The 25,946-nt window shown below is 52.6% G+C and carries 22 protein-coding genes and 1 riboswitch; of the genes, 2 read left to right on the forward strand and 20 right to left on the reverse strand.

What is annotated here, in order from left to right; translation table 11 throughout:
* Window positions 1–15 precede the first annotated feature (15 nt).
* The 14 genes from rplB to BUB68_RS01195 form a co-directional block, all read right to left on the reverse strand.
* Window positions 16–843 (reverse strand): 50S ribosomal protein L2, encoded by an 828-nt coding sequence (rplB, locus tag BUB68_RS01130; RefSeq protein WP_073087987.1) that lies wholly within the window; start codon window positions 841–843, stop codon window positions 16–18.
* 23 nt (window positions 844–866) lie between these two features.
* Window positions 867–1,148 carry a 50S ribosomal protein L23 gene (gene rplW, locus BUB68_RS01135; RefSeq protein WP_014423837.1) on the reverse strand — a complete coding sequence of 94 codons (282 nt, stop codon included), beginning with the start codon at window positions 1,146–1,148 and terminating at the stop codon, window positions 867–869.
* Entirely contained in the window at window positions 1,148–1,771 is a 624-nt protein-coding gene (gene rplD, locus BUB68_RS01140; protein ID WP_014423836.1) for a 50S ribosomal protein L4, read from the reverse strand. The genes rplW and rplD overlap by 1 nt, the downstream gene beginning before the upstream one ends.
* 23 nt (window positions 1,772–1,794) lie before the next feature.
* Window positions 1,795–2,439: a 50S ribosomal protein L3 gene (gene rplC, locus BUB68_RS01145; protein WP_073087988.1), complete on the reverse strand. Its 645-nt coding sequence runs from the start codon at window positions 2,437–2,439 to the stop codon at window positions 1,795–1,797.
* A gap of 18 nt (window positions 2,440–2,457) precedes the next feature.
* Window positions 2,458–2,769: a 30S ribosomal protein S10 gene (gene rpsJ, locus BUB68_RS01150; RefSeq protein WP_014423834.1), complete on the reverse strand. Its 312-nt coding sequence runs from the start codon at window positions 2,767–2,769 to the stop codon at window positions 2,458–2,460.
* A 177-nt stretch (window positions 2,770–2,946) separates the two neighbouring features.
* The gene (gene tuf, locus BUB68_RS01155; RefSeq protein WP_026767088.1) at window positions 2,947–4,134 is read right to left on the reverse strand and encodes an elongation factor Tu; all 1,188 of its coding nucleotides are present in this window, start codon (window positions 4,132–4,134) and stop codon (window positions 2,947–2,949) included.
* A 17-nt stretch (window positions 4,135–4,151) separates the two neighbouring features.
* Entirely contained in the window at window positions 4,152–6,230 is a 2,079-nt protein-coding gene (gene fusA / locus BUB68_RS01160; protein ID WP_073087989.1) for an elongation factor G, read from the reverse strand.
* 34 nt (window positions 6,231–6,264) lie between these two features.
* Window positions 6,265–6,735, reverse strand: a complete 471-nt coding sequence (rpsG, locus tag BUB68_RS01165) for a 30S ribosomal protein S7 (protein WP_014423831.1) — start codon at window positions 6,733–6,735, stop codon at window positions 6,265–6,267.
* A 41-nt stretch (window positions 6,736–6,776) separates the two neighbouring features.
* A complete protein-coding gene (gene rpsL / locus BUB68_RS01170; RefSeq protein ID WP_014423830.1) occupies window positions 6,777–7,154 on the reverse strand; it encodes a 30S ribosomal protein S12 in 378 nt (125 codons plus the stop codon).
* 83 nt (window positions 7,155–7,237) lie between these two features.
* Complete coding sequence (locus BUB68_RS01175; protein ID WP_073087990.1) at window positions 7,238–7,486, reverse strand: ribosomal L7Ae/L30e/S12e/Gadd45 family protein; 249 nt, start codon at window positions 7,484–7,486, stop codon at window positions 7,238–7,240.
* 229 nt (window positions 7,487–7,715) lie between these two features.
* Window positions 7,716–8,621: an alpha/beta hydrolase family protein gene (locus tag BUB68_RS01180; protein ID WP_073087991.1), complete on the reverse strand. Its 906-nt coding sequence runs from the start codon at window positions 8,619–8,621 to the stop codon at window positions 7,716–7,718.
* A gap of 40 nt (window positions 8,622–8,661) precedes the next feature.
* Window positions 8,662–9,876 (reverse strand): hypothetical protein, encoded by a 1,215-nt coding sequence (locus BUB68_RS01185; protein WP_073087992.1) that lies wholly within the window; start codon window positions 9,874–9,876, stop codon window positions 8,662–8,664.
* Between the two features lie 35 nt (window positions 9,877–9,911).
* Window positions 9,912–11,264: a C4-dicarboxylate transporter DcuC gene (gene dcuC, locus BUB68_RS01190; RefSeq protein ID WP_073087993.1), complete on the reverse strand. Its 1,353-nt coding sequence runs from the start codon at window positions 11,262–11,264 to the stop codon at window positions 9,912–9,914.
* 31 nt (window positions 11,265–11,295) lie between these two features.
* Window positions 11,296–12,429, reverse strand: a complete 1,134-nt coding sequence (locus tag BUB68_RS01195) for a M20 family metallopeptidase (protein ID WP_073087994.1) — start codon at window positions 12,427–12,429, stop codon at window positions 11,296–11,298.
* A gap of 194 nt (window positions 12,430–12,623) precedes the next feature.
* Between BUB68_RS01195 and BUB68_RS01200 the strand changes: the two genes are divergently transcribed.
* Together BUB68_RS01200 and BUB68_RS01205 are read left to right on the forward strand one after the other, a co-directional pair.
* A complete protein-coding gene (locus tag BUB68_RS01200) occupies window positions 12,624–13,526 on the forward strand; it encodes a LysR family transcriptional regulator (RefSeq protein WP_073087995.1) in 903 nt (300 codons plus the stop codon).
* 75 nt (window positions 13,527–13,601) lie between these two features.
* Window positions 13,602–14,210 carry a class I SAM-dependent methyltransferase gene (locus BUB68_RS01205; protein WP_073087996.1) on the forward strand — a complete coding sequence of 203 codons (609 nt, stop codon included), beginning with the start codon at window positions 13,602–13,604 and terminating at the stop codon, window positions 14,208–14,210.
* A 68-nt stretch (window positions 14,211–14,278) separates the two neighbouring features.
* On the opposite strand, the gene BUB68_RS01210 is transcribed toward BUB68_RS01205, so the two are convergent.
* From BUB68_RS01210 to modA, 6 genes are all read right to left on the reverse strand, one after another.
* Window positions 14,279–15,112 carry an Mrp/NBP35 family ATP-binding protein gene (locus tag BUB68_RS01210; RefSeq protein WP_073087997.1) on the reverse strand — a complete coding sequence of 278 codons (834 nt, stop codon included), beginning with the start codon at window positions 15,110–15,112 and terminating at the stop codon, window positions 14,279–14,281.
* Between the two features lie 83 nt (window positions 15,113–15,195).
* Window positions 15,196–19,194 (reverse strand): DNA-directed RNA polymerase subunit beta', encoded by a 3,999-nt coding sequence (gene rpoC / locus BUB68_RS01215; protein WP_073087998.1) that lies wholly within the window; start codon window positions 19,192–19,194, stop codon window positions 15,196–15,198.
* An 18-nt stretch (window positions 19,195–19,212) separates the two neighbouring features.
* Window positions 19,213–22,932, reverse strand: coding sequence for a DNA-directed RNA polymerase subunit beta (gene rpoB / locus BUB68_RS01220; protein WP_073087999.1), 3,720 nt, complete (start codon window positions 22,930–22,932; stop codon window positions 19,213–19,215).
* Between the two features lie 247 nt (window positions 22,933–23,179).
* Window positions 23,180–24,226, reverse strand: a complete 1,047-nt coding sequence (locus tag BUB68_RS01225; protein ID WP_073088000.1) for a sulfate/molybdate ABC transporter ATP-binding protein — start codon at window positions 24,224–24,226, stop codon at window positions 23,180–23,182.
* Complete coding sequence (gene modB / locus BUB68_RS01230) at window positions 24,217–24,888, reverse strand: molybdate ABC transporter permease subunit (protein ID WP_073088001.1); 672 nt, start codon at window positions 24,886–24,888, stop codon at window positions 24,217–24,219. The genes BUB68_RS01225 and modB overlap by 10 nt, the downstream gene beginning before the upstream one ends.
* Window positions 24,889–24,910: 22 nt before the next feature.
* Window positions 24,911–25,672, reverse strand: a complete 762-nt coding sequence (modA, locus tag BUB68_RS01235) for a molybdate ABC transporter substrate-binding protein (RefSeq protein WP_073088129.1) — start codon at window positions 25,670–25,672, stop codon at window positions 24,911–24,913.
* A gap of 16 nt (window positions 25,673–25,688) precedes the next feature.
* Window positions 25,689–25,830: riboswitch (molybdenum cofactor riboswitch) on the reverse strand.
* Between the last annotated feature and the right edge of the window lie 116 nt (window positions 25,831–25,946).

Genomic DNA, 25,946 nt, shown 5'->3' on the forward strand with positions numbered 1-25,946 from the left:
TGCCCGATTCTATCATTATTTCGTGCGGCCTCTGACGATGAGACGATCGGAAGCTTTCTTGCGACGAGTCTTGGCACCCATAGCGCATTTGCCCCACTTCGTAACAGGGTTCTTGCGGCCAACAGGGCTGCGGCCCTCACCACCACCATGCGGATGGTCGTTCGGGTTCATAGCAGTACCGCGGTTCTCCGGACGAACGCCCATCCAACGGTTACGGCCAGCCTTACCAATCGTAATGTTTTCATGCTCCAGGTTGCCAACTTCACCGATGGTTGCACGGCAGTTGATATGCACCTTGCGAAGTTCGCCAGACGGCATACGGAGGAGTGCGTAATCGCCTTCCTTTGCCATGAGCTGAGCAGAAGTACCAGCACTACGAACCAGCTGGGCACCCTTGCCGATCTTCAGCTCTACGTTGTGGATTGTCGTACCAACGGGGATGTTCTTCAAAGGCAGGGCATTACCAACCTTGATATCGGAATCCGGGCCGGACACGACTTTGTCGCCGACTTTCAGACCGTTCGGAGCGAGGATGTAACGCTTTTCACCATCAACGTAGTTGAGGAGAGCGATACGTGCGCTGCGATTCGGGTCATATTCGATGGTAGCTACGCGAGCGGGGATACCATCCTTGTTGCGCTTGAAGTCGATTACACGATACAGACGCTTGTGGCCGCCGCCCTGATGGCGAACGGTCAGTTTGCCCTGCTGGTTGCGGCCGCCTTTTTTCACCAGGCGCTCAGTCAGGGATTTTTCAGGTTTGCTTGCCGTAATCTCGTCGAAGGAAGCGACGGTCATGAAACGGCGACCTGCAGAGTAAGGTTTAAAACTCTTTACTGCCACTTAATTTTCCTCCTTGCAAGGGTTTACGCTTCGAAAAGCTCAATGCTGTCGCCAGCAGCGAGTTTCACGATAGCTTTCTTATAATCAGCGCGTTTGCCAACGTTGCGGCCCATGCGCTTCGTTTTGCCAAGTACGTTAACCGTATTGACCTTTTCAACTTTTACGTTGAAGATTTCAGCAACTGCTTTAGCAATTTCAATCTTGTTGGCTGCTTTCGCCACAACGAAGACGTATTTGCCTTCAGCCATGAGCTGAGTCGTTCTTTCCGTAATCAGCGGACGGATCAGGATATCACGTGCTTCCATTATGCGAATACCTCCTCGATACGGGTAACGGCATCCTTCGTGATGAACAGCTTGTCATGATTCAGGATATCATGAACATTGAGGCCCATCATGCTGATTGCCTTCACACCCGGAATATTGCGTGCAGATTTTTCTACGTTTTCTGCTTCATCTGCAGTGATAAGGAGAGCCTTCTTCTCTACGGAGAAATCGCTCATCATCTTAACAACCTGCTTCGTCTTAGCAGCTTCGAATTCGAGGCTGTCGAGAACTACCAGTTCGCCATTCTTCACCTTATCGGAGAGAGCGCACTTGATAGCCAGACGACGCTGCTTGCGGGGCATGCTGAAAGCATATTTGCGCGGATGCGGACCAAATACCGTACCGCCGCCTACCCACAGCGGGCTGCGCGTGGAACCAGCACGAGCACGGCCGGTGCCCTTCTGCTTCCAAGGCTTGCGACCGCCACCGCGGACGAAGCTTCTCGTCTTCGTAGCATGCGTGCCAAGACGCTGTGCTGCGAGCTGCATAACAACGGCCTGATGGAGAAGACCTGCGTTCATCTCTACGCCGAAGATATTGTCATTGAGTTCGATATCGCCAACCTGCTTGTTGGTGATGTCATAAACTGCTACTGTAGCCATAATTTAGGTTATCCTCCTTCCAATTAGTTTTTGCCCGGTTTAACGGTGTTCTTAATCACAACGAAGCTCTTCTTCGGGCCCGGAATAGCGCCCTTGATGAGGATCAGGTTGCGGTCTGCATCTACACGGACAACCGTGAGGCGCTGAACCGTAACGCGCTGTCCACCCATGCGGCCAGGCAGCTTCTTGCCTTTCAGCACGCGTCCGCCAGGACCGGAAATCATCGCACCAGTGGAACCCGGTTCACGATGGGATTTGGAACCATGGCCCATGGGACCACGAGCAAAGTTGTGACGCTTGATACCGCCGGCAAAACCTTTACCCTTGGAAGTACCAGTAACATCGACTAACTCGCCTTCGCTAAATATGTCAACGCCGATGGAATCACCGACTTTGTATTCAGAAGGATCCTGAAGACGCATTTCGCGGATAAACTTAACCGGCTTAACACCAGCTTTGTCGAAATGGCCCTTCATCGGTTTGTTTACCTTATGTTCTTTAACTTCACCGAAGCCAAGCTGAACAGCGTTGTAACCGTCGTTTTCAACCGTCTTGTTCTGGATAACGATGTTGTTGCCAGATTCTACAACAGTAACGGGGACAACCTTGCCCTCTTCCGTGAAGATCTGGGTCATGCCCAGTTTTCTACCTAAAATTGCTTTAGACATTCATTCCACCTCCTCGGATTATAATTTGATTTCGATGTCTACACCAGCCGGAAGGTCGAGACGCATCAGTGCATCAACCGTCTTGTTCGTCGGCTGCAGGATGTCGATAAGACGCTTATGAGTTCTCATTTCGAACTGCTCGCGGGAATCCTTATTGACATGCGGGGAACGCAAAATCGTGTAGATATTTTTCTCCGTCGGCAGTGGAATCGGACCAGATACCATAGCACCAGTCTTCTTTGCAGTATCCACAATCTTTACTGCGCTCTGATCGAGGGCTTTGTGATCATAAGCCTTCAACCGGATTCTAATCTTTTGGTTCTTAGACAATTTGTTTTCCTCCTTATCGTCCGGACTCTTGGCCCAAACATTTCTCCGTAACAGTTCCCTCGGACAACGCCGAGCCATCTGCCACGTCATCGCGTTGGGGGGTACCATATTATTTCAAACCTTTAAATAAGAGCGACGCGAGCGCCGCTCTTATTCTATAGGTTTAATAACTGTAAATTAGGCTTCTACGTCAGTTACGCGGCCTGCACCAACAGTGTGGCCACCTTCGCGGATAGCGAAACGCAGACCTTTTTCGATAGCGATCGGAGTGATGAGTTCAACATCCATCTCGATGTTATCGCCAGGCATAACCATTTCCGTGCCAGCCGGCAGGGTAACTACGCCCGTAACGTCAGTCGTACGGAAGTAGAACTGCGGACGATAGTTCGTGAAGAACGGAGTATGACGGCCGCCTTCTTCCTTAGTCAGAACGTAAACCTGACCTTTGAACTTCGTGTGCGGGTTGATGGAACCCGGCTTAGCCAGAACCTGACCGCGTTCGATTTCCTTACGGTCGATACCGCGGAGCAGAGCACCGATGTTATCGCCAGCAACAGCGCTGTCGAGCATCTTACGGAACATTTCGATACCAGTTACAACCGTAGATTTCGGTTCTTCCTGGAGACCAACGATTTCAACCGTGTCGTTCAGCTTCAGTTCGCCACGTTCTACACGGCCCGTAGCAACGGTACCACGACCAGTGATCGTGAACACGTCCTCGACCGGCATCAGGAACGGCTTATCCGTGTCACGGGTCGGAGTCGGGATGTATTCATCAACAGCATCCATCAGCTCATAGATCTTAGCCTGCATATCAGCATCGCCTTCCAGAGCCTTCAGAGCGGAACCAGCAACAACAGGGATGTCATCGCCAGGGAATTCGTAGCTGGAGAGCAGCTCGCGAACTTCCATTTCAACCAGTTCGAGCAGTTCAGGATCGTCAACCTGGTCAACCTTGTTCAGGAAAACAACGATTGCAGGAACGCCTACCTGACGAGCGAGCAGGATGTGCTCACGAGTCTGCGGCATCGGGCCATCAGCAGCGGAAACTACCAGGATAGCACCATCCATCTGAGCAGCACCAGTGATCATGTTCTTTACATAGTCAGCGTGGCCCGGGCAGTCAACGTGTGCATAGTGACGTTTTTCCGTCTCATACTCAACGTGAGCCGTGTTGATGGTGATACCGCGTTCACGCTCTTCCGGAGCCTTATCGATATCAGCGTAATCTTCGAATTTTGCCATGCCTTTTTCAGCCAGGCACTTCGTGATTGCAGCCGTCAGCGTCGTCTTACCATGGTCAACGTGACCAATGGTACCGATGTTAACATGGGGTTTAGTTCTCTCAAACTTTTCTTTAGCCATTTGTGTTTTTTCCTCCCTTATTCGCCTTTGTTTTTAGCAATAACCTTTTCGGCTATATTTTTAGGAACTTCATCATAGTAAGCTACTTCCATGCTGTAGTTCCCTCGGCCCTGAGTTTTGGAACGAAGGTCCGTGGAGTAACCGAACATTTCGGAAAGGGGCACGAACCCGTTGATTACCTGAGCACCGTTGCGTGCTTCCATACCATCGATACGGCCGCGACGGGAGTTCAGGTCGCCGATGACATCGCCCATGTATTCTTCAGGAACGGTGACTTCGACTTTAACGTACGGTTCAAGGAGAACCGGGTTGGCTTTCTCTGCGCCGCTCTTGAATGCCATGGAACCGGCAACCTTGAACGCTGCTTCAGAGGAGTCAACTTCGTGGAACGAACCATCGTAAACGATAGCTTTGATGTCCACCATCGGATAACCGGCAACAACACCAGTTTCCATAGCCTGCTTGACGCCGGCTTCAATCGGGTTGATGAATTCCTTCGGAATTGCACCACCGACAACTTTATTTTCAAAGCTGAAGCCTTCACCCGGTTCCTGCGGAATGAGTTCGAGCCAGCAATGACCATACTGACCGTGACCACCGGACTGACGAACGAACTTACCTTCGGACTTGACAGTCTTGCGGATCGTTTCACGATAAGCAACCTGCGGTTCGCCAACCTTGCAGTCCACTTTGAATTCGCGGAGCATACGGTCAACGATGATCTGGAGGTGAAGCTCACCCATGCCGGAGATGATGCACTGACCAGTTTCCTGATCGGTACGCACACGGAAAGTCGGATCTTCTTCAGCCAGTTTCTGGAGAGCTACGCCCATCTTTTCCTGGTCGTTCTTCGTAGCCGGTTCAACAGCAACGGAGATAACGGGATCCGGGAATTCCATGGATTCAAGGATGATGGGATGTGCTTCGTCGCACAGCGTATCACCAGTCGTGGTGTCTTTGAGACCAACAGCAGCAGCGATGTCACCGCTGTAAACCTTTTCGATTTCCTTACGGTTGTTAGCGTGCATCTGCAGGATACGGCCGATACGCTCTTTCTTGCCCTTCGTGGAGTTGAACACGTAGGAACCAGCATCGAGCACACCGGAGTAAACGCGGAAGAATGCCAGCTTACCGACATAGGGGTCGGTCATGATCTTGAAGGCCAGAGCGGAGAACGGCTCACTGTCGCTGGACGGACGATGGTCTTCTTCACCGGAATCCGGGTTGATGCCCTTGATAGGCGGAATATCTACCGGAGCCGGCATATAATCAACGATGGCATCGAGCAGGGGCTGAACGCCCTTGTTGCGATAGGAAGTACCGCAGGTTACCGGAACGAGCTTGCACTCAACGGTGCCCTTACGGATGACTTTCTTGATCTCTTCTTCAGAGATTTCTTCGCCACCGAGGTATTTCTCCATGAACTCGTCATCGAGTTCGGAAAGAGCTTCGAGCAGCTTTTCGCGATACTCTTCAGCTTTTTCCTTCATGTCATCAGGAATAGCAACTTCGTCAGCAACTTTGCCGAGGTCGTCTTCATAAACGATGGCTTCGTTCTTGACGAGGTCGATGATGCCTTCGAAGGTATCTTCAGCACCGATCGGCAGCTGGATAGCTACAGCGTTGGCCTGGAGACGTTCATGCATCATGTTGATAACATTGTAGAAATCTGCGCCCGTGATGTCCATCTTGTTGACATAAGCCATACGAGGAACATTGTAACGCTCAGCCTGACGCCATACGGTCTCAGTCTGGGGCTCAACGCCGCCGCGGGCAGTCAGGACTGCTACGGTACCATCGAGCACGCGCAGGGAACGTTCAACTTCTACCGTGAAGTCCACGTGACCCGGAGTATCAATGATGTTGATACGATGGTCTTTCCAGTGGCAGGTCGTTGCAGCAGACGTAATCGTGATGCCGCGTTCCTGCTCCTGAACCATCCAGTCCATGGTAGCAGCACCATCATGAACCTCACCGATCTTGTGGTTTACACCCGTGTAGAAGAGGATACGCTCAGTAGTAGTCGTCTTACCGGCATCGATGTGTGCCATGATACCGATATTACGAGTTTTTTCAAGGGAATACTCTCTTGCCACTTTTAATATCGCTCCTTATAAATCAGAGAAAAGATTACCAACGATAATGAGCGAATGCCTTGTTGGCCTCGGCCATCTTGTGCGTATCTTCCTTCTTCTTGATAGCTGCGCCAGTGTTGTTAGCAGCATCCATGAGTTCGCCGGAGAGACGTTCATCCATGGTCTTTTCGCCACGGAGACGTGCGTAGTTGACGATCCAGCGAATGCCCAGCGTCATGCGGCGGTCGGGACGAACCTCAACCGGCACCTGGTAGTTAGCACCACCGACGCGGCGAGCACGAACTTCGAGAACCGGCATAACGTTCTTCAGAGCCGTCTCAAAAACTTCCAGAGGATCCTTGCCCGTTTTAGCACGGATCGTTTCGAACGCATCATACACAACGCGTTCAGCAACGCTCTTCTTACCGGAAAGCATTACTTTATTGATGAATTTCGTAACCGTTTTGCTGTGGTACACCGGATCCGGCAGTACATCACGCTTAGGTACGGCACCTTTTCTTGGCATTGTTTTACCTCCTTATCATAGTCTTCATTTACGAAGCTGTATTATTTCTTCTTAGCGCGTTTCGCACCATACTTGGAGCGGCCCTGAGCACGATCCTGCACGCCGGCAGTATCGAGAGAACCACGGATGATGTGGTAACGAACACCTGGCAGGTCCTTTACACGACCGCCGCGGATCAGAACAACACTATGCTCCTGAAGATTATGACCAATGCCCGGGATATATGCGGTAACTTCGATGCTATTCGTCAGACGAACACGAGCTACCTTACGCAGTGCCGAGTTCGGCTTTTTCGGCGTAGACGTGTAAACACGAGTGCAAACGCCGCGTTTCTGCGGGCAATTCTTAAGTGCTGGTGCTTTGGACTTTTCCTGCATGCTCTTTCTGCTCTTACGAACTAACTGATTGATAGTAGGCATACATGCACCTCCTTCCTTCATATTGAGAATTTATTATTTATTAAAACCCCGAAGCAAAGCTCCAAGGTTTTTAACAAATAGACTTACTGACCGATAACCGCCGCTGCCGCCGCGCCCACTTCAATGCCACAAGCTGTCCCCAGCTCCTGCATCGTGGCTGCCTTATCGACCGGCACCTGCTGTTCTTCACAGAGGGCCATCAGCGGATCCGTTACCCTTGCCTCAGCATCTTCAGCGATGAACACCGCCTGGGCATTTCCTCGCTTGACAGCTTTGGCAACCTGTTTGATACCAATCACCCGATTGGCATTTTTCAGTGCTTCCAGTGTCATTGTTTTCACTCCCCTGTATCACTAAATCATGCGCTCGCATCAGGCACTTCTATATATTAGCACCCGCCAAAATCCCTGTCAATACTTATTTTTCAAAGTTTTACGTGTACACGCTACCTTGCGTGTCAAAAATGAAAAATTTTTATGAACTGCCATGATAACCATAAAAAACAAACATAAAAAGACGCCGTAGTTGGATAAACTACGACGCCTTTGCGCTTGAAAGATGTCAACGTGCCATTTCCTCGATAAGCGGCACAGCACCAACTGCCATGCCTACACCGTCATGGCCCACCCCCGGCACGGTAACCAGCTGCCAGTTGAAGGCTGTCCCCAGACGTTTGGCCTCCTTCTGCGCTTCCGCATAGAACTTCTTGCCGCGTTCCAGACGGTTCATGCCCTGAGCATCGGCCTCCGGCGTCTTGCGCAGCACCTTGGAGCGAACGGTATCCTTTTCCCCCAACAGGATGGTCACAGGCATCTGGAATGCCGCCTGCAATTCTTTGTCCGTGACGGGCAATTCCCGGAGTCCATAGGGAAAGACATCCTCCTGATTGGGCATCGTGTACCAGCCGGAGTTGGCGGCGATGATACGGTCAGCCGCCGTCCTGCCGTTCAGCAGGACATAGCGGTGGATGATCTGAGCCCCTGCCGAATGGGCAAAGATGATGGTTCTGCTCTTTTTGGCCCCCACACTTTTCTTCGCAGCATTGATGACACGGTCAATGGCTGGGAACACCCACGCATTGCGAGGCTGCACTTTGCCTCCCTTGTCGTCGCTGTCCGTGACATTGCCGGTATTATAGTAGCGTACCCCCGGATACTTGCTCTCGGTGAATTCCGGACAGACCACAAGGAAATCATGTTTCTCGGCATAGTCCTTCCAGCCCTCGCAATATTCCTGCGCATTGCGCTTCAGGCCATGAAAGACGACCACGATGGGACGCCCGTCCTGCCAGGCCGCTGGACGATAGTAATAGGCCTGCAGTGGGGTCTCGTTCACACCGGTCTGTTCCGTCAGGGTAAAGCTGCCCGAACCAACGGCCAGTTGCTGTGCCGAGCTGCTCACCGGTAGCCAGAACAAGATTGCCAACAACATCAGCCCAATGCCCCAAGGGGTAAGTGTCTTTTTCATCGTCTATTCCTCCCATTCGTAATCACGATGTCCATCCGTGTCAGAACTGAGCCGCTACCTGAAAACGATAGTAGTCGCTCTGCTTATCGCCGGTACTCTTTTGCTTCATATTGAATTCGGCCAGAAAGTCTGCCCTTACATTCTTGAGCAGGGTATAGTTGAGCTCTACGCCCAGTCCGCGGTTATCATTGCAGGGAATATTCACACTCTTGGTCAGGGCACTGGCCACATTGTATTTGTCTACATTTATGTAATAGAAGGAAAGTCCATAGCTATGCGGCTTCTTGAAATTAGCGCCCTTATAGGTCAGCACTGCCACCTTGCCCTCCGGGTTATCCTTTACCGCCGAGTTGCGGCTATAGTCAGCGGCCAGCGTGAAATTCTTCCCCAGTTTCTGCTTGAAACCCAGACCAGCCACAGTGTAATCGAGTGGGCTGTATTTTGCACGGATTTCATGGATATACCATGCTTGCACAGCCGTCTTCCCCGATGGCTGCCAGCCCAGTTTGAAGAAATAGTTCTTTTCTAGTTTATTCGCCGTCGTCCCCAAGGGGTCTGTGCCCTGCACTTCGGTCACATTGTCCTTGGCCCGCACGCGGACGCGGTCAGCAGTATGTGCCTTGGCTCCGCCCCAGTCACCAAAACCTGCTGCCAGGCTGAACTCTCTGTATCCCGCCTTTACCTCAAGGCCATCATACATGCCCAGACTGCCCTTGGAAGCCCAATAACCCGTCGTGCCGAAATCATGGCCGAAACGGCCTACTTTCAGGTAATGGTCGCCGCCCGCCAGCTTATCAAACTGCACATAGGCATTGTCGATCTTGTTGACGGTGTCCTTACTCTCATTGGTGGTCAGGCGATCGCTACCATCCCAATAGGTATAAGAACCGCTGTCACCCATGGTATTCTCATTCATCAGGATATCCCGCACCCGCAGGGTGGCATTAGGTCCAAACTTCTTTTCCAGATTCAGCCGCAGACGTTCCGTAAAATGATATTCGTCATCACCGCCGCTGCGTACAGCCCGCACCCGGATATCGCCGTACAGCTTCCAATCATCATTTTGGGCGCCTATTTTCTTATTTGCCCCGGCATCAGCTTTTTTCTGCTGCTCAAAGCGCTGCTCCAATACGGCCAGCCTTGCTTTGAGCTCATCGATCTCCTGCTGGCTCACATTGGCTTCCGCCGCCATAGCTCCGCCACTCATGCCCAGAAGGATCACGCCCAGGGTAATTCCTGCTATTCCTGCCTTCATCTCTATCTCTCCTCATCCAAGACAAGCGGTTAATGTCATAGTATATTGGCTGCCGTAAAGGATACCAGCAAAGCCACTAACATGGGAATAGCCGTGCGCTTCACGATATCCACCGGGGATACATTCGCCACACCAGCAACGGCGATAACAGCAGCCGTAATCGGGGAAGCACTGCGGGCAATGCTCGAAGCCATCTGCATAGGGGTGATCATGGCTGCAGGCAGCATGCCCAGCTTGGTCGCAATATCAGGAACCAGCGCACCGAAGGAATAGAAGGGCGCATTGCCCGACCCCATGATCACGGCCGCCGTAGCCACGATCAAGGTCATTACGAGGGAAATCCCCAAAGCGCCAAAGCCGGACCCCTGCGCCCCTTGGATGATCTGGTCGATAGCCCCGATCTTGGTCAGGCCATAGGCGAAAGTTTCACCGGCAACAATCAGCGTGACTACCGTGGCAAAAGTCTTGCCCATGCCGTCAAAAACCACCTGCAAACTGCCGAAGACTTCTCCCACTTTGCGTGTCCGTATCAACTCAAACAGCATGGCAACAGCAATACTAATGACCATAGCCGTAACTACAGGCATCTTGATGGACTCAATGGCCAGCTTGCTGAAGACCAGCACGAGAGCAATGGGAACCAGCGGCAGAAGGGCATAGATTGCCGGAGGAAGCGATGCAGTATCCTCCGCTGCCAGGTCCATCTGCACCGCTTCGGTGCCCTCACGGCGGTCAAACCAGCGCTGCACAAGGAAATGGGCAGCCGCAATCGCCACAATGGTGACCATGGCAATGGGTATCTGTTCACCCACGAAATAATCTACCACGTCCAGCCCAGCGGTCTTAGCGGCAAATACCGCAGTTCCCGAAGCCGGCCCCAAATCGAGGCAGGGAGTCGTGGCAATCACGGCAGCCGCCGACAGACGGCTTACTCCCAGACTCACGAGCACGGGGTACATAGTAGCCATCAGCAATACACACAAACCAGCGGCACTGGGAATGACGATATTCAACAGCTGCCCCACCACATAGCTCATAGCCAGCAGCAAGTAAGGGGATTTCACGAGGCTCAACGGCCGCGCCGTCAGATGCACCAGCACCCTGCTGGCACCGATATGCTCCATGTATTTGGCAAAGCCTGCCACCGCCATGATCAGCAAGCCGATTCCCGCTGCCCGCGTGCTCATGGTGTTTTCGATGAACTTGAAGATATCGAACCAGACAAAACCAGTGGATTTTTTTGCTTCGAGCAGGGGATACCCCATCAGCACGGCAATGATCATCAGCACAATACCGCCAGCAAAGAGTACGGTCTGCGCCTTCATCTTATGTAAAATCATATACGCTACAATCACTGTAACGATCAGGGCGATAAGTAACGCCAGCATTTCCGTTTCCTCCCAATCAATACACAGGTTTTTAATGTGTCACAACATATTTCAGGATACGGCACAAAAGCTCATAACGGGGCAAAACCGAGGATATCTCCAGATACTCTCCGGCACTATGCGCCTTGCCGCCCACGGGGCCAAGGCCATCGATAACCGGAATGCCCGCCGCCGCCGCAAAGCTGCCATCCGAGCCGCCCCCACTGGCCATCCATGAAAAATCCACACCGATTTCCCGGCCAATCCTGTCTATGGCTTCGCAGAGCTGACAGGTAGCAGCTGTGGGCAGCATGGGCGGTCTTGTGATGCCGCCCTCCACGCTGGCTCTTGTCCCTTTGACATGGGGCGAACGCCCATAATCCTGCAACAATTTTTCAATGCGTTCAATCTCACAGTCTTCATAGTAACGTACATCGATTTCCGCATCGGCTTCACCAGGCACGGCACTGATGGACGTCCCGCCGGAAACCCTGCCCACATTGACTGTGGTCTCCCGAGCCAGATCCGTAGCTCCCTGCAGGGCCAGCACCCAATGGGCCAGTTCCTCGATAGCATTGCAGCCATGCGTGTAATCAATCCCCGCGTGGGCGCTTACACCATCGACATGCAGCTTATAGCGCGCAATGCCCTTGCGCTTGTTGACCAGATTGCCATTGGCCCGGCCAGCTTCCAGAACCAGTACATAACGGCTCTTTTTCGCCAGCGCCACAGAATGCTGCTTCGAGTAGCGGGAACTGATCCCCTCATGGTCACTGTTCAGGAACACACAGACATCATGCCCTTCCAATGCCCCTTCCCTTTGCAAGCGCTGCAAGGCATAGAAGCCACTCAAAAGCCCTGCCTTGCAGTCGATGACTCCAGGGCCAAAGGCCCGCTCCCCTTCTACGCGGAACGGACGTTTGGCGGCTGTACCCACGGGAAATACCGTGTCCATATGAGCCAATATCAACACATCATAGTGTTTCGCAGGGTGATTGACGATTTCCAGACACGGAGCTATCTCTGCATGGAAATCATGTGCCGTTACCTGCCAGCCCATATGCTCATATTTTTCCCGGAAGAAAGCGGCTATACGCCCAGCCCCTTCCGGTTCACTGGATACGCTGTCTATATTTACCAAATACTCCAACTCTTTCAAGTATTCGGTTACTTTAAGATCCTCCATAACACACCTGCCTTTTCCTTGTTTCGCTGCCGCCGCAGCCTGAATACAAACATGTTTGTTGTAATTATCATAGCATTTTGTCCTGCAAAAGTATAATTCGCAGTTATTCTAATGTTATTAGCAAAACGAATTGAACATAGTTAAAATAAATGCTATGATAAATAACACAATCCATTGATGATGAGGGAATACTTATGTTATTGAAACAAATCCAATACTTCATGGCTGTGGCTGACTGCCGCCACTTCACCAAGGCGGCTGAACAGCTATTCGTTTCCCAATCCGCCCTATCCCAGCAGATCACCAAGCTGGAAAGCGATCTGGGCGTGAAGTTGATCAACCGTGTCTCCCATCCCATTGCCCTAACCGCTGCCGGACAGGATTTCGCCCGCTATGCAGCCAATGTACTGGATGCTCTCGATACACTGGAGAAAAAGATGCAGGCTTACCAGCCATTGGATAACAGCACGCTGCGCATCGGCATGATCACAGGGCTCGGGCGTATCCCTTTAGCCGAGATACTGTCGAACTTCAATACCGTCCATAATGAAATAAAGCTTTCCCTTGTCAATCATCTGAGCAAGGAACTCTGCAAGCTGCTCAACGAAGATGTGCTGGATCTGGCTATCTTTGCTGCTCCCTATGATATCGATCAGTATAACTTTGATATCCTGACGCTCGAACACGAACCATTCGTGGCCATCCTGCCCGAAAACCACCCATTGGCCAATCAGGATAGTTTCTCGCTGGCAGAGGCTGCCCATGAAAAATTCATCTTCCCCACTGGGGAAAATGTTTCCTATGATTTATTTACAGAAAGTTGCAAAGAATGCGGCTTCACCCCACAGATTGCCAGCACCTGCAACCACTCCCACCGTCGCATCGACCTCGTGCGAGCCGGCGTCGGCCTCTCCCTGATATCCGAGAGCAGCCTGTCCTCCTATCCTCACAGAGATGGCATCCGGATATTGCCACTGACAGCCCCCATCTATAAACATATCGTGATCGCACGGCAAAAAAAGAACGTATATGCCTCCGCTTTGGAATCCTTTTGGCAATACGTCCAGAAATATGCCGAACCCGGCAATGCTTTATGATGCTTTATCCCATTGATAATCCTGCTCCAATACGCTAAAATGGAACAATCATCATGCAAAGGAGCCTCTGAATCAATGACCGACATGGAAAACGAATGGGATAAACTGCTGCATATCAAGACCACGGGAAGGGACGATACCATCTCCGACCTGGTCCGTTATCCCTATGAGCCAACCGATTACAGTGTCCTCGAGCAACTGGCCGGCAGCGGCTATATCAATAAGAGCAATACCGTGGTAGACTATGGCTGCGGCAAAGGCCGGGTCAGTTTCTTCCTGAGCAGCCAGACAAAATGTCACACCATCGGTATCGAATACAATCCCCGCCTTTACCAACGGGCCTGCAGCAATCAGGAAACGGCCCCCCGCGGCAATCGCGTCACACTGCTTGAAACCGATGCCACGGATTTTGTTGTCCCCGAAAAAGTTGACCGCTGTTTCTTTTTCAATCCCTTTTCCGTGGAAATCCTGCGCACCGTGTTGGAGAACCTGCAAAAATCCTGTCAGGCATCCCCGCGGGAAATCCTGCTGATCTTCTACTACCCCTCCCCCTCTTACACGGAATACCTCGCTTCTGTTTCCCATCTGACACTGATCGATACCATCGACTGCCGCCCCAAAGGAAAATACAAGGACAAACGGGAAAAACTGATGATATTCCGGCTCGATGCCACCACCAACTGACATATGCAATAATGCCCCGTGACTGGCAATGATATCCTGCCAGTCACGGGGCATCTTAACATAGCGATTTATTTGTCCAGAGAAAGCAGTTTGTCTGCCGCTTCACTGAGGTAATCCGCATCCGTTGTCTCAATCTGCCCGGCATCGCATTCTGCAGCCAGCTGCGGCTGGATGGGAATGCGACCCAGCACATCGAGATCGTATTCTTCCGCAATCTCTTCGATATGGCTCTTGCCATAGATCTCATGACGTTTGCCACAATCCGGGCACTCGAAATAGCTCATATTCTCTACGAGCCCCAAAATAGGCACATTCATGGCTTCGGCCATCTTCACGGCCTTTTCCACAATCATGGACACGAGTTCCTGAGGGCTCGTGACGATGATGATACCATCGAGCTGGATGGACTGCATGACCGTCAGCGGCACATCGCCGGTTCCAGGAGGCATATCCACGAACATGTAATCCACATCTTCCCAGATGAAATCATGCCAGAACTGCTTGACCACACCGCTGATGATGGGGCCGCGCCATACCACGGGGTCCGTATCATCATCCAGCAGCAGGTTCATGCTGACGATGTCGATACCACCGGCACTGGTCACCGGATACGCTCCCTTTTCACTCCCCCGCACTTCACCGCTGACGCCAAACATCTTAGGAATGGACGGGCCGGTGATGTCGGCATCCATGATGCCCACATGCATGCCCTTACGGGACATGGCAACAGACAAGAGCCCCGTCACCAGGGACTTGCCCACGCCGCCCTTACCGCTGACCACGGCGATGACATGGCGGATATCGCTGAGCTCATGCGGTGCTTCGTGCAGGTCTTTGGGACGGGTGTCCTCGCCACAGGTGGTACCGCAGGAACTACAATCGTGATTACATGCTTCAGACATAATAAAGCCTCCTAAAATATATTATAAAAAGGAGGGAACTATCCTGTTGGATCATTCCCTCCTTTTATCTATGCTTTATAGAATTATGCTTCTACCGTATCGGTTTCGGCGTTTTCTTCAGCAGCTTCTTCTACCGGTTTCGGATCGTTATCCACAATCTTGAGGTTGCGGTAACGGCTCATACCCGTACCAGCTGGAATCAGCTTACCGATGATAACATTTTCCTTGAGACCGATAAGCGGATCAACCTTGCCCTTGATGGCTGCATCCGTGAGTACACGGGTGGTTTCCTGGAAGGAAGCAGCAGACATGAAGGAGTCGGTAGCCAGGGATGCCTTGGTGATACCGAGCAGGATCGGCTTAGCCACAGCGGGCTCGCCATTTTCCTCGATAGCCTTGGTATTGGCCGTCTCGAACTGGTTGATGTCGATGTACTCGCCAGGCAGGAAGTCCGTGCTGCCGGATTCTTCAATCTTGACCTTATGGAGCATCTGACGAACCATAACTTCGATATGCTTATCGTTGATCTCAACGCCCTGGGACTTATACACTTTCTGTACTTCGTATACCAGATAGCGCTGGGTTGCCTGCAGACCGCAGACACGCAGGATATCATGCGGATTGATGGAACCTTCCGTGAGCTTGTCACCCGGTTTGAGATGCATACCCTGCTTGGCAGCCATACGGGCACCATACGGGATTGCATATTCACGAGCTTCGCCTTCATCCGGAACGATCGTGACCTTGCGCATGCCCTTACCGGAATCTTCCACTTCAGCACGGCCTTCGATCTCAGCGATGATGGCATGGTGCTTCGGCTTACGTGCTTCGAACAATTCTTCGACACGGGGAAGACCCTGGGTGATATCGTCACCGGCAACGCCGCCGGAGTGGAACGTACGCATGGTGAGCTGTGTACCCGGTTCACCGATGGACTGAGCTGCGATGATACCAACTGCCTCACCGATCTCAACCTCTGCCTGATTAGCCAGGTCACGGCCATAGCACTTGATGCAGACGCCGAACTGAGACTTACAGGTCAGGACGCTGCGGATGGATACACGGTCACGTACCTTTTCGATACGCTTAGCCAGCTCTTCATCCACGTTGTCGTTGATGGAAGCAATGCGTTCACCCGTAGCCGGATCATCGATGTTTTCAGCCAGCACGCGGCCCACGATACGTTCAGCCAAGGATTCGATGATACCATCGCCTTCCTTGATGGCTTCGACTTCGATACCACGGACGTTGTTGTTGCGTACGCGGATTTCCTTGGCATCAGATGCCAGGATCGTATCGATGAGTTCAGCCGTAAGCTTCGTACCAGCAGCAATGATCACGCTGTTCGCAGAATCCACGACATCGCGGGTAACTTCCTTGCCGCTCATCTCATGCACCAGAGAATCCTTGGCCTTGGCACGGGCAGCCTCATCCGGCTCACCCAGCGTGATGGCTTCGGTAATCATGGCATTGCTGATAGCAGCCTCGGAAGCCAGCGAGGAACCACGGACCATGATCTCGCGGATTTCCTTTTCGCCGATGATGGCCAGCTTCTCTTCGTCGAGAATGGTATCACGGGCAAAGAGAATTTCCTTGGTAGCCGGATCATAAACATCGGCACCCAGCAGACGGCCCATCAGGCTGTCATTGAGGATTTCCAATGCATCGAAGGTGGATTCAGACAAGCGTGCGCGAGCCTGTACCAGATTCAGCGTGGAAATATCACAGTCTTCTTCACGGACGATGACATCCTGTGCCACGTCAACCAGACGACGGGTCAGGTAACCGGAGTCAGCCGTACGCAGTGCCGTATCGGCCAAGCCCTTGCGGGCACCGTGGGAAGAAATGAAGTAATCGGATACGGACAGGCCTTCACGGAAGTTAGCCGTGATTGGCAAGTCGATGATCTTACCGGACGGGTCAGCCATGAGACCGCGCATACCGGCCAGCTGACGCATCTGCTGCTTGTTACCACGGGCACCGGAGTCAGCCATCATGAAGATGGGGTTGAAGGCGTCCATGTTGTCCATCATGGCGTCAGCCACGTCATCCGTAGCCTTGGACCAGAGGTCAACGACCTTATGGTAACGCTCCTCTTCCGTGATGAGACCACGGTCGTAGCGGCGTTCTACCTTGTTGACGATCTGCTGCGTCTCGCCGATGATGGTTTTCTTCTTCGGCGGCACGATAACGTCGGAAATAGCAACGGTCATACCAGCTACGCAAGCGTAATGGTAACCGAGGTTCTTGACATCATCGATGACATGAGCCGTTTCCGTGGCACCAAAGGCATTGTAGCACTTGGCCACCAGCTTGCCCAGCTCTTTCTTATTCATGAGCACGCCCAGGCACCACTGGTCGGACTCTTTATCTTTGTAGAAGTAACGGATTTCCTCGGGCAGGATCTCATTGAAAATCATGCGGCCCAGGGAAGTCTTGACGAGGCCATAACCATCGATGCGGCACTGGATAGCAGCCTGCAGGTCGAGGTCATGCTGCTGATAAGCCAGCAGTGCTTCGGCAATGCCCGTGAGGACTTTGCCTTCGCCCTTCGCACCCGGACGGATATTGGTCAGGTAATAGGAACCCAGAACCATATCCTGAGACGGAACGATGATGGGCTTACCATCTTTCGGCGCCAGGATGTGGTTAGCAGCCAGCATCAGGATGCGGGCTTCCGTCTGTGCCTCGGAAGACAGCGGCAGATGGATAGCCATCTGGTCACCGTCGAAGTCAGCGTTGTATGCCGTACAAGCCAGCGGATGCAGCTTCAGGGCACGGCCTTCGGTGAGTACCGGCTCGAATGCCTGGATACCCAGACGATGCAGCGTCGGGGCACGGTTCAGGAGAACCGGATGCTCTTTGATGACGCCTTCGAGCACGTCCCAAACCTCAGGTTTCGCACGCTCTACCATGCGCTTAGCAGATTTGATGTTATGAGCAGAACCGGAAGCAACCAGCTTCTTCATGACGAAGGGCTTGAAGAGTTCCAGCGCCATTTCCTTCGGCAGACCGCACTGATGGAGTTTCAGTTCCGGGCCGACAACGATAACGGAACGGCCGGAATAGTCAACGCGCTTACCCAAGAGGTTCTGACGGAAACGGCCCTGCTTACCTTTCAGCATATCGGAAAGGGATTTCAGCGGACGGTTGCCCGGGCCCGTAACCGGACGGCCGCGGCGACCGTTATCGATCAGGGCATCCACTGCTTCCTGCAGCATGCGTTTCTCGTTGCGGACGATGATGTCCGGCGCACCGAGATCCAGCAGGCGCTTCAGACGGTTGTTACGGTTGATGACACGACGATAGAGATCGTTGAGGTCGGACGTCGCGAAACGACCGCCATCGAGCTGTACCATCGGGCGCAGTTCCGGCGGAATGACCGGAACTACATCCATGATCATCCAGGAGGGCTTGTTGCCGGACTTGCGGAATGCTTCCACAACTTCCAGACGGCGGATGGCGCGAATCTTCTTCTGGCCGGAAGCCGTGCGGACTTCCTTCCGGAGGACTTCGCTCATACGCTCCAGATCAAGCTCGTCGAGGAGTTCTTTGATAGCTTCGGCACCCATACCAACCCGGAAGGTGTTGCCATATTTCTCCAAAGCATCATGGTATTCTTTTTCGGAGAGCAGGCTCTTCTTCGTGAGATCGGTGTTTTCCCCGGAATCCAGCACGATATAGTACGCGAAGTACAGAACCTTTTCCAGCGCACGGGGACTGATGTCGAGAATCAGGCCCATGCGGCTCGGAATGCCCTTGAAATACCAAATATGTGAAACCGGCGCAGCCAGTTCGATATGTCCCATGCGCTCGCGGCGGACTTTTGCGCGAGTTACTTCAACGCCGCAGCGGTCGCAGACAATGCCCTTATAGCGGATTCTCTTATACTTACCGCAATGGCATTCCCAGTCACGGGTCGGGCCAAAGATACGCTCGCAGAACAGACCATCGCGCTCAGGTTTGAGCGTACGATAGTTGATGGTCTCCGGCTTCTTGACCTCACCGTAGGACCACTCACGGATTTTGTCCGGAGAGGCCAGACCGATGCGCATCGAATCAAAATTATTTACATCCAGCAAAGAGATGACACTCCCTTCTTATTCCTCACCATTATCCGTATCTTCTGCACCCGGTTCTACGATAGAACCAAGGCTGCCGATATCGGCAATGATGTCGTCCGGCTTCTCATCATCAGAGGGTGCTCCTTCATCATAGGCATCCTCTGCCTTCGGTGCTGCTGCACCTTCCTGCGTGGGGTCAACACCAGCCACGTCAAAATCAAGTTTCTTGGCCGTTTCGTTGATGTCTTCATCATCCTCATCCTGCAAGGAGATTTCCTTGGCATCCTCGTTGAGGACCTTGATATCAAGGCCGATGGACTGCAATTCCTTGATGAGTACCTTGAAGGACTCCGGCACGCCCGGTTCGGGGATGTTCTCACCCTTGACGATGGCTTCGTATGCTTTGACACGACCCACCACGTCATCGGACTTGACCGTCAGGATTTCCTGCAGGGTATATGCTGCGCCGTATGCTTCCAGCGCCCAAACTTCCATTTCACCGAAACGCTGACCACCGAACTGGGCTTTACCACCCAGCGGCTGCTGCGTAACGAGAGAGTACGGGCCGGTAGAACGGGCATGAATCTTATCGGCAACCAGATGATGCAGTTTAAGGAAGTACGTGCAGCCAACGGTTACGCGGTTTTCAAACGGTTCACCAGTACGACCATCATAGAGCACCGTCTTGGCATCATCAGCCAGGCCGGCAGCACGGATGGTACCAAACACTGCCTCGTCGCTCGCACCGTCGAAGACTGGCGTAGCAATATGGAGACCTGCCACATCCGGAATCGGCATACCGTTCTTGTCAAAGTCATAACCTGCTTCACGCAGACGAGCTTCCACAGTGGGATCGCCATCTTTGATCTGCTGGCCCAATACCTTGACTGCCATACCCAGATGTGCTTCGAGAATCTGACCGATGTTCATTCGGGACGGCACGCCCAGCGGGTTCAGCACGATATCAACCGGCGTACCATCGGGCAGGAACGGCATATCTTCCTGACGCATGATGCGGGAAACGACACCCTTGTTACCATGACGACCTGCCATCTTATCGCCGACGCTGATCTTACGCTTCTGAGCGATGTAAACGCGTACCAGACGGTTTACGCCAGGCGGCAGTTCATCATTGTTGTCACGGCAGAAGATCTTGACGTCAACGATCTTACCCTGTTCACCATGCGGGACACGCAAGGAAGTATCGCGGACTTCGCGGGCCTTCTCACCGAAGATGGCACGCAGCAGGCGTTCTTCAGCCGTCAGTTCCGTTTCGCCCTTCGGCGTAACCTTACCGACGAGAATATCGCCAGGACGTACATCAGCACCGATGCGGATGATACCTTCATCATCCAGATCCTTCAGTGCTTCCTCAGCCACGTTGGGGATATCACGGGTGATTTCCTCAGGACCGAGCTTCGTATCACGGGCATCGCATTCGTATTCTTCGATATGGATGGACGTGTAGAGGTCGCGTTTTACGAGGTTTTCAGACAGCAGTACGGCGTCCTCGTAGTTGTAACCTTCCCAAGGCATGTAGGCAACAACGATGTTGTAACCCAGTGCCAGTTCGCCGTGGTCCGTAGCGGGGCCATCTGCGATGGGCTGTTTTTCCACCACTTCATCGCCCTTATAGACGATAGGAATCTGGTTGATACAGGTTCCCTGGTTGGAACGAATGAATTTCTGTAATTTATAATGGTCAAGCTCACCATTCTTCGTGCGGACATCAATGTAATCAGCCGTTACATTCTCAACCACACCGGCACGCTTAGCCAGGATCATGACGCCAGAGTCGCAGGCTGCCTTGTATTCCATACCGGTACCAACCAGCGGTGCCTGCGTACGGAGCAGAGGTACAGCCTGACGCTGCATGTTCGCACCCATCAGGGCACGGTTAGCATCGTCGTTTTCGAGGAAGGGAATCATAGCCGTAGCGATGGAGAACACCTGACGCGGGCTAACGTCCATGTAGTCAACGGTTTCACGGGCATGCAGACCGGTCTCCTCGTTGTAACGTGCCGTTACACGGGGATTCACGAACCATTCGTTTTCATCCAGCGGTTCGTTGGCCTGTGCGATTACGAGCTCATCCTCTTCATCAGCGGTGAGGTAACGCACTTCATCCGTCACGCGGTGGGTTTCCTTGTCCACACGACGGTACGGCGTTTCCATGAAGCCGAACTGGTTCACGCGGGCATAAGTTGCCAGAGAACCGATCAGACCGATGTTCGGACCTTCAGGAGACTCAACCGGGCACATACGACCGTAATGGGAGTTATGTACGTCGCGGACTTCGAAGCCTGCGCGCTCACGGGACAGACCGCCCGGGCCGAGGGCCGACAGACGGCGTTTATGCGTAAGTTCGGACAGCGGGTTGTGCTGGTCCATGAACTGGGACAGCTGGGAGGAACCAAAGAATTCCTTGATGGCTGCCACGACCGGACGGATGTTGATGAGCGCCTGCGGCGTGATGACATCCACATCCTGAATGGTCATGCGTTCGCGTACCACACGTTCCATACGAGACAGACCGATGCGGAACTGATTCTGCAGCAGTTCACCCACCGCACGTACACGGCGGTTGCCCAGATGGTCAATATCGTCCGTGCTGCCTACGCCATCCATGAGGTTCAGCAGATAGTTGATGGAAGCGATGATATCGTTCTTCGTAATCGTACGGTCATGGATATCGAGCGTCGGCGAGCACAAGAGTTTCATGCGGCTGCCATCCTTTTTCAGGAGGTACAGCTGCACGATATTCCCTTCACCGAAGATCTGACGCTCGCGTTCCACGTCCACTGCATCCAGCATGTCTTCCGTAACCACTTCATTGGCCGGAATGACGATTTCACCAGTTTCCATATCCACAATCGGCTCAGCCAGGACCTTGCCCAGGATACGGCGCTTCCAGCCCAGCTTCTTGGTGAGCTTGTAGCGGCCAACCGTAGCCAGATCATAGCGTTTCGGATCGAAGAACAGGGAATCCAGCAGCTGCTGGGCGTTGTCTTCGTTGGCGGGTTCACCCGGACGCAGACGGCGGTAAATCTCGATTACAGCCTTACCCTGGGATTTCACATCCTCACCATCGCGTTCCAACGTGTTCATGATGCGGGGATCTTCGCCAAAGAGGTCGATGATCTCTTCATCAGTAGCAAAACCAAGGGCACGAATGAAGTACGTCACCGGCATCTTACGGGTACGGTCGATACGGACAGAAACCACATCATTGGTATCCGTTTCGAGTTCGATCCATGCACCACGGTTCGGAATGACCGTTGCATTATAAAGATGCTTACCGGTCGGATCGATTTCCTCTCCATAATACGCACCTGGAGAACGAACCAACTGGCTGACGATAACACGCTCTGCACCGTTGATGATAAACGTACCGGTATCCGTCATAAGCGGGAAATCGCCCATGAACACTTCTTGTTCTTTAATTTCGCCTGTCTCGCGGTTGATAAGACGGACATTTACGCGAATGGGAGCAGCCAGCGTGACGTCACGCTCTTTGCACTCGTCGAGCTCATACTTCGGCTCGCCCAGCGAGAAGCTCTCAAAGGACAGGACGAGATTGCCCGAAAAGTCCTGAATCGGCGAAATGTCATTAAAGATGTCCTGCAAACCTTCATCAAGGAACCACTGGTAGCTGTTCCGCTGGATATCCAGCAGATGCGGCATCTCCATGACTTCCTTGATTTTAGCATAGCTATACCTGGTTCTTTTGCCTACCGGCACAGGATTAAATAACAAATCCTTCACCCCTTAGCCTGATTTTACTAGAATATTATTTCCTGAAATGAAGGGCAATAGCGCACGCCTAAAAAGACGGAATGGATGAACAAGAAAAAAAACAAGGCCAAACAAAACTTACACCTTGCTTCCAGTCCCTTTCCGCTTGCGCACACTAATCCCTATTCAATTTCCTGTAGTTTTTAAGTTTAGCACCTATTTATATATATGTCAAGGTACGCAACAACAAAATACCGTTTTATTTTTCTCATGGATTCAGCAGCATGATCCTCTCTTTCGGCAAATGGAGATAGAGCTCCTTCGGATTCCCCAACTGCAGCCATTCCGCCTTGGACAGCTCCAGGCGCAAGGGACATGCTCCGGCGTCTTTTTTGCGCACCATGACTAGATAGGAAAAAACATCCTCTACTACGCTCACCACTTCCACAAGCACGGTATTTTCTCCAACCTGGGTCTTTACTTCTATATAATGTGCCCGAATACCGGCAAACTGCGCCGCAGCCGGAATGTCAGCCGCCACCTGCAGCTCCATCTGCCAGTCCTCTGCAAAAATCCTGTCGGCAGCTATCCTTTTGATTGAAGATACATTCTTACAACCTGTCAGCAATGCAGCGGCCAGCGTATCAGGGTCCTGGAACAAGCCATGCTTGCTATGCACCTTCTCCATCTGCCCCCGATTGATCACGGCGATGCGATCAGCCAGACGATAGACCTCTCCCCGGTCATGAGATACCAGCAGAGCGGCACCATCATATTCCTTCAGCACATCGCCCAGCTCCATTTCCAGCTGCCACTTCAGATAACTGTCCAATGCCGAGAACGGTTCATCCAACAACAGCAGCTGCGCGTCTGCCGCCAGTATCCGGGCAAAAGCCGCCCGCTGCTGCTGGCCGCCGGACAATTCATGCGGATAAGCCTGTGCCAATCCTGTCAGCTTGAACCGTGCCAGATTCGCCTGCACCTTGCGCTCCTTTTCAACGTTATCCCCGCTGGCCACAAAGGCGATGTTTTCTGCAATGGTCATATTCGGGAACAGAGCATAATTCTGGAAGAGATAGCCCGCCTTGCGTGCCTGAGGCTGCAGATTGATACCCGCTTCGCTGTCGAAGAGCACCCGGCCATTCAAGACAATCCTACCCTTGTCCGGTGTCTCGATACCGGCGATACATTTCAGCGTCATGCTCTTGCCGCAGCCTGATGCGCCCAGCAGGGCAAAGACTTCATCTTTGACCGCAAAATCTGCCCGCAAAGTGAAATCGCGCAGCTTCTTTTCGATATCCACGCTCAGTTCCATAACGCTGCCCCCTTATTCTGCCGATTGATCCACCAGTTCATCATCACAACAAATACAAGGGAGAACGCCACGATAATCATCGCCCACTGCCCTGCCAAATCATAGTCATTAGCCTGCACAGCCGCATAGATGGCCGTACTCATGGTCTGCGTAACGCCGGGTATATTGCCCGCAAACATGATGGTCGCGCCAAATTCCCCTAACGCCCGGGTAAAGGACAGCACCAGCCCCGCCAGGATGCCTGCCCGAGCATTGGGGAGCAGGATATGCCAGAAGATACGCCAATCCGATACCCCCAGCGTGCGGGCGGCATGGATGATATTTACGTCAATCTGCTCAAAAGCCCCCCGAGCCGTGCGGTACATCAGCGGCAAAGATACGACAATCGCTGCCATGACCGCTGCCTTCCATGTAAAAACCAGTGTGATATCAAATTGCAGCAGGAAGCTGCCGATGGTGCTGCGCTTGCCAAACAGCAGCAGCAGGAAAAAACCTACAACGGTGGGCGGCAAAACCAGGGGCAACGTAATAACGGCATCAGCCAGCCCCTGAAAGCGGTTCATGCGAACCACCATCAAAGCCAGGCCAATGCCGATAAAGAACGTCGCCACCGTTGCCACACCTGCCGTCTGCAGGGTAATCATCAGTGGTGCCAGTTCCATGATCCACCTCTTAATCCATTTCTTATTTCACGGTAAAACCGTATTTTTCAAAGAGCTTCTTATTCGCATCATTGGACACGAAAGCCAGGAAGTCCTTGGCTGCGTCCAGATGTTTGGACTCTTTCAGCACCGCTGCCGGATAGACAATGGGCTTATGGGAGTCCGCCGGAGCTTTGGCGGCAACCTTGACCTTTCTGGACACCGCCGCATCAGTAGCATAGACCAAGCCGCAATCCGCATCGCCGGACTCTACCCAGGACAGCACCTGCCGCACATCCGAACCATAGACTGCCTTAGCCTTGACTGCATCAAGGATTCCCAGTCTGGTGAATACTTCTTCGGAATACTGGCCTACGGGAACGCCCTTGGGCTCCCCCAAAGCAATATGCTGGATATCGCCACTTGTCAGCTGCCTGAAATCCGTGACAGACTTGCCGCCTTCTGCCGGCACAATCAGTACGACTTCATTGACCAACAGATCCTTGCGCGTACCCTCAGCCAGCAACCCATCCTTATCCAGAGCATTCATCTGCTTCTGGGCAGCCGAGAAGAACAGATCCGTCTGGCCGCCATTCTGGATGGCTTGCTGCAAAGCACCGGAACTGCCGAAATTGAAGACAATCTTCACATCCGGGTGTCCTTTCTCATAATCGGCCGCCATTTCCTTCATGACATCCGTAAGGCTCGCCGCCGCCGCCACATGCAGTTCCACCGGCCCGGCTTTTTTCTCTGTCTGTGCCTGCTCACCACCGCAGCCTGCAACCAGCAGCACCATCAACGACATGATCAGCGCAAAAATTTTTCTCACTTCTACCACTCCTTTTCAAAATACGGAAGGTGCAAGGATTTCTCCCTGCACCCGGGAACGGAATCCCGTTCCGGCCAAGCATCATAGCAATGCGCCCTGCCTTAGATCACTTGGCTCGGAGATATTACCTGTAAAATTATAACATAGATATTTTTACCCTTCAATGCGGTTTGTCATAGACAGTATTGTTTGTTCTTGTTACAGCAAAAAACTGACCGGTCAAAGTCGACCGGTCAGTCCTAGAATGCAT

Origin of the sequence: Pseudoselenomonas ruminantium (assembly GCF_900142515.1) — a bacterium.
Classification (GTDB): Bacteria; Bacillota; Negativicutes; order Selenomonadales; family Selenomonadaceae; genus Selenomonas_A; species Selenomonas_A ruminantium_D.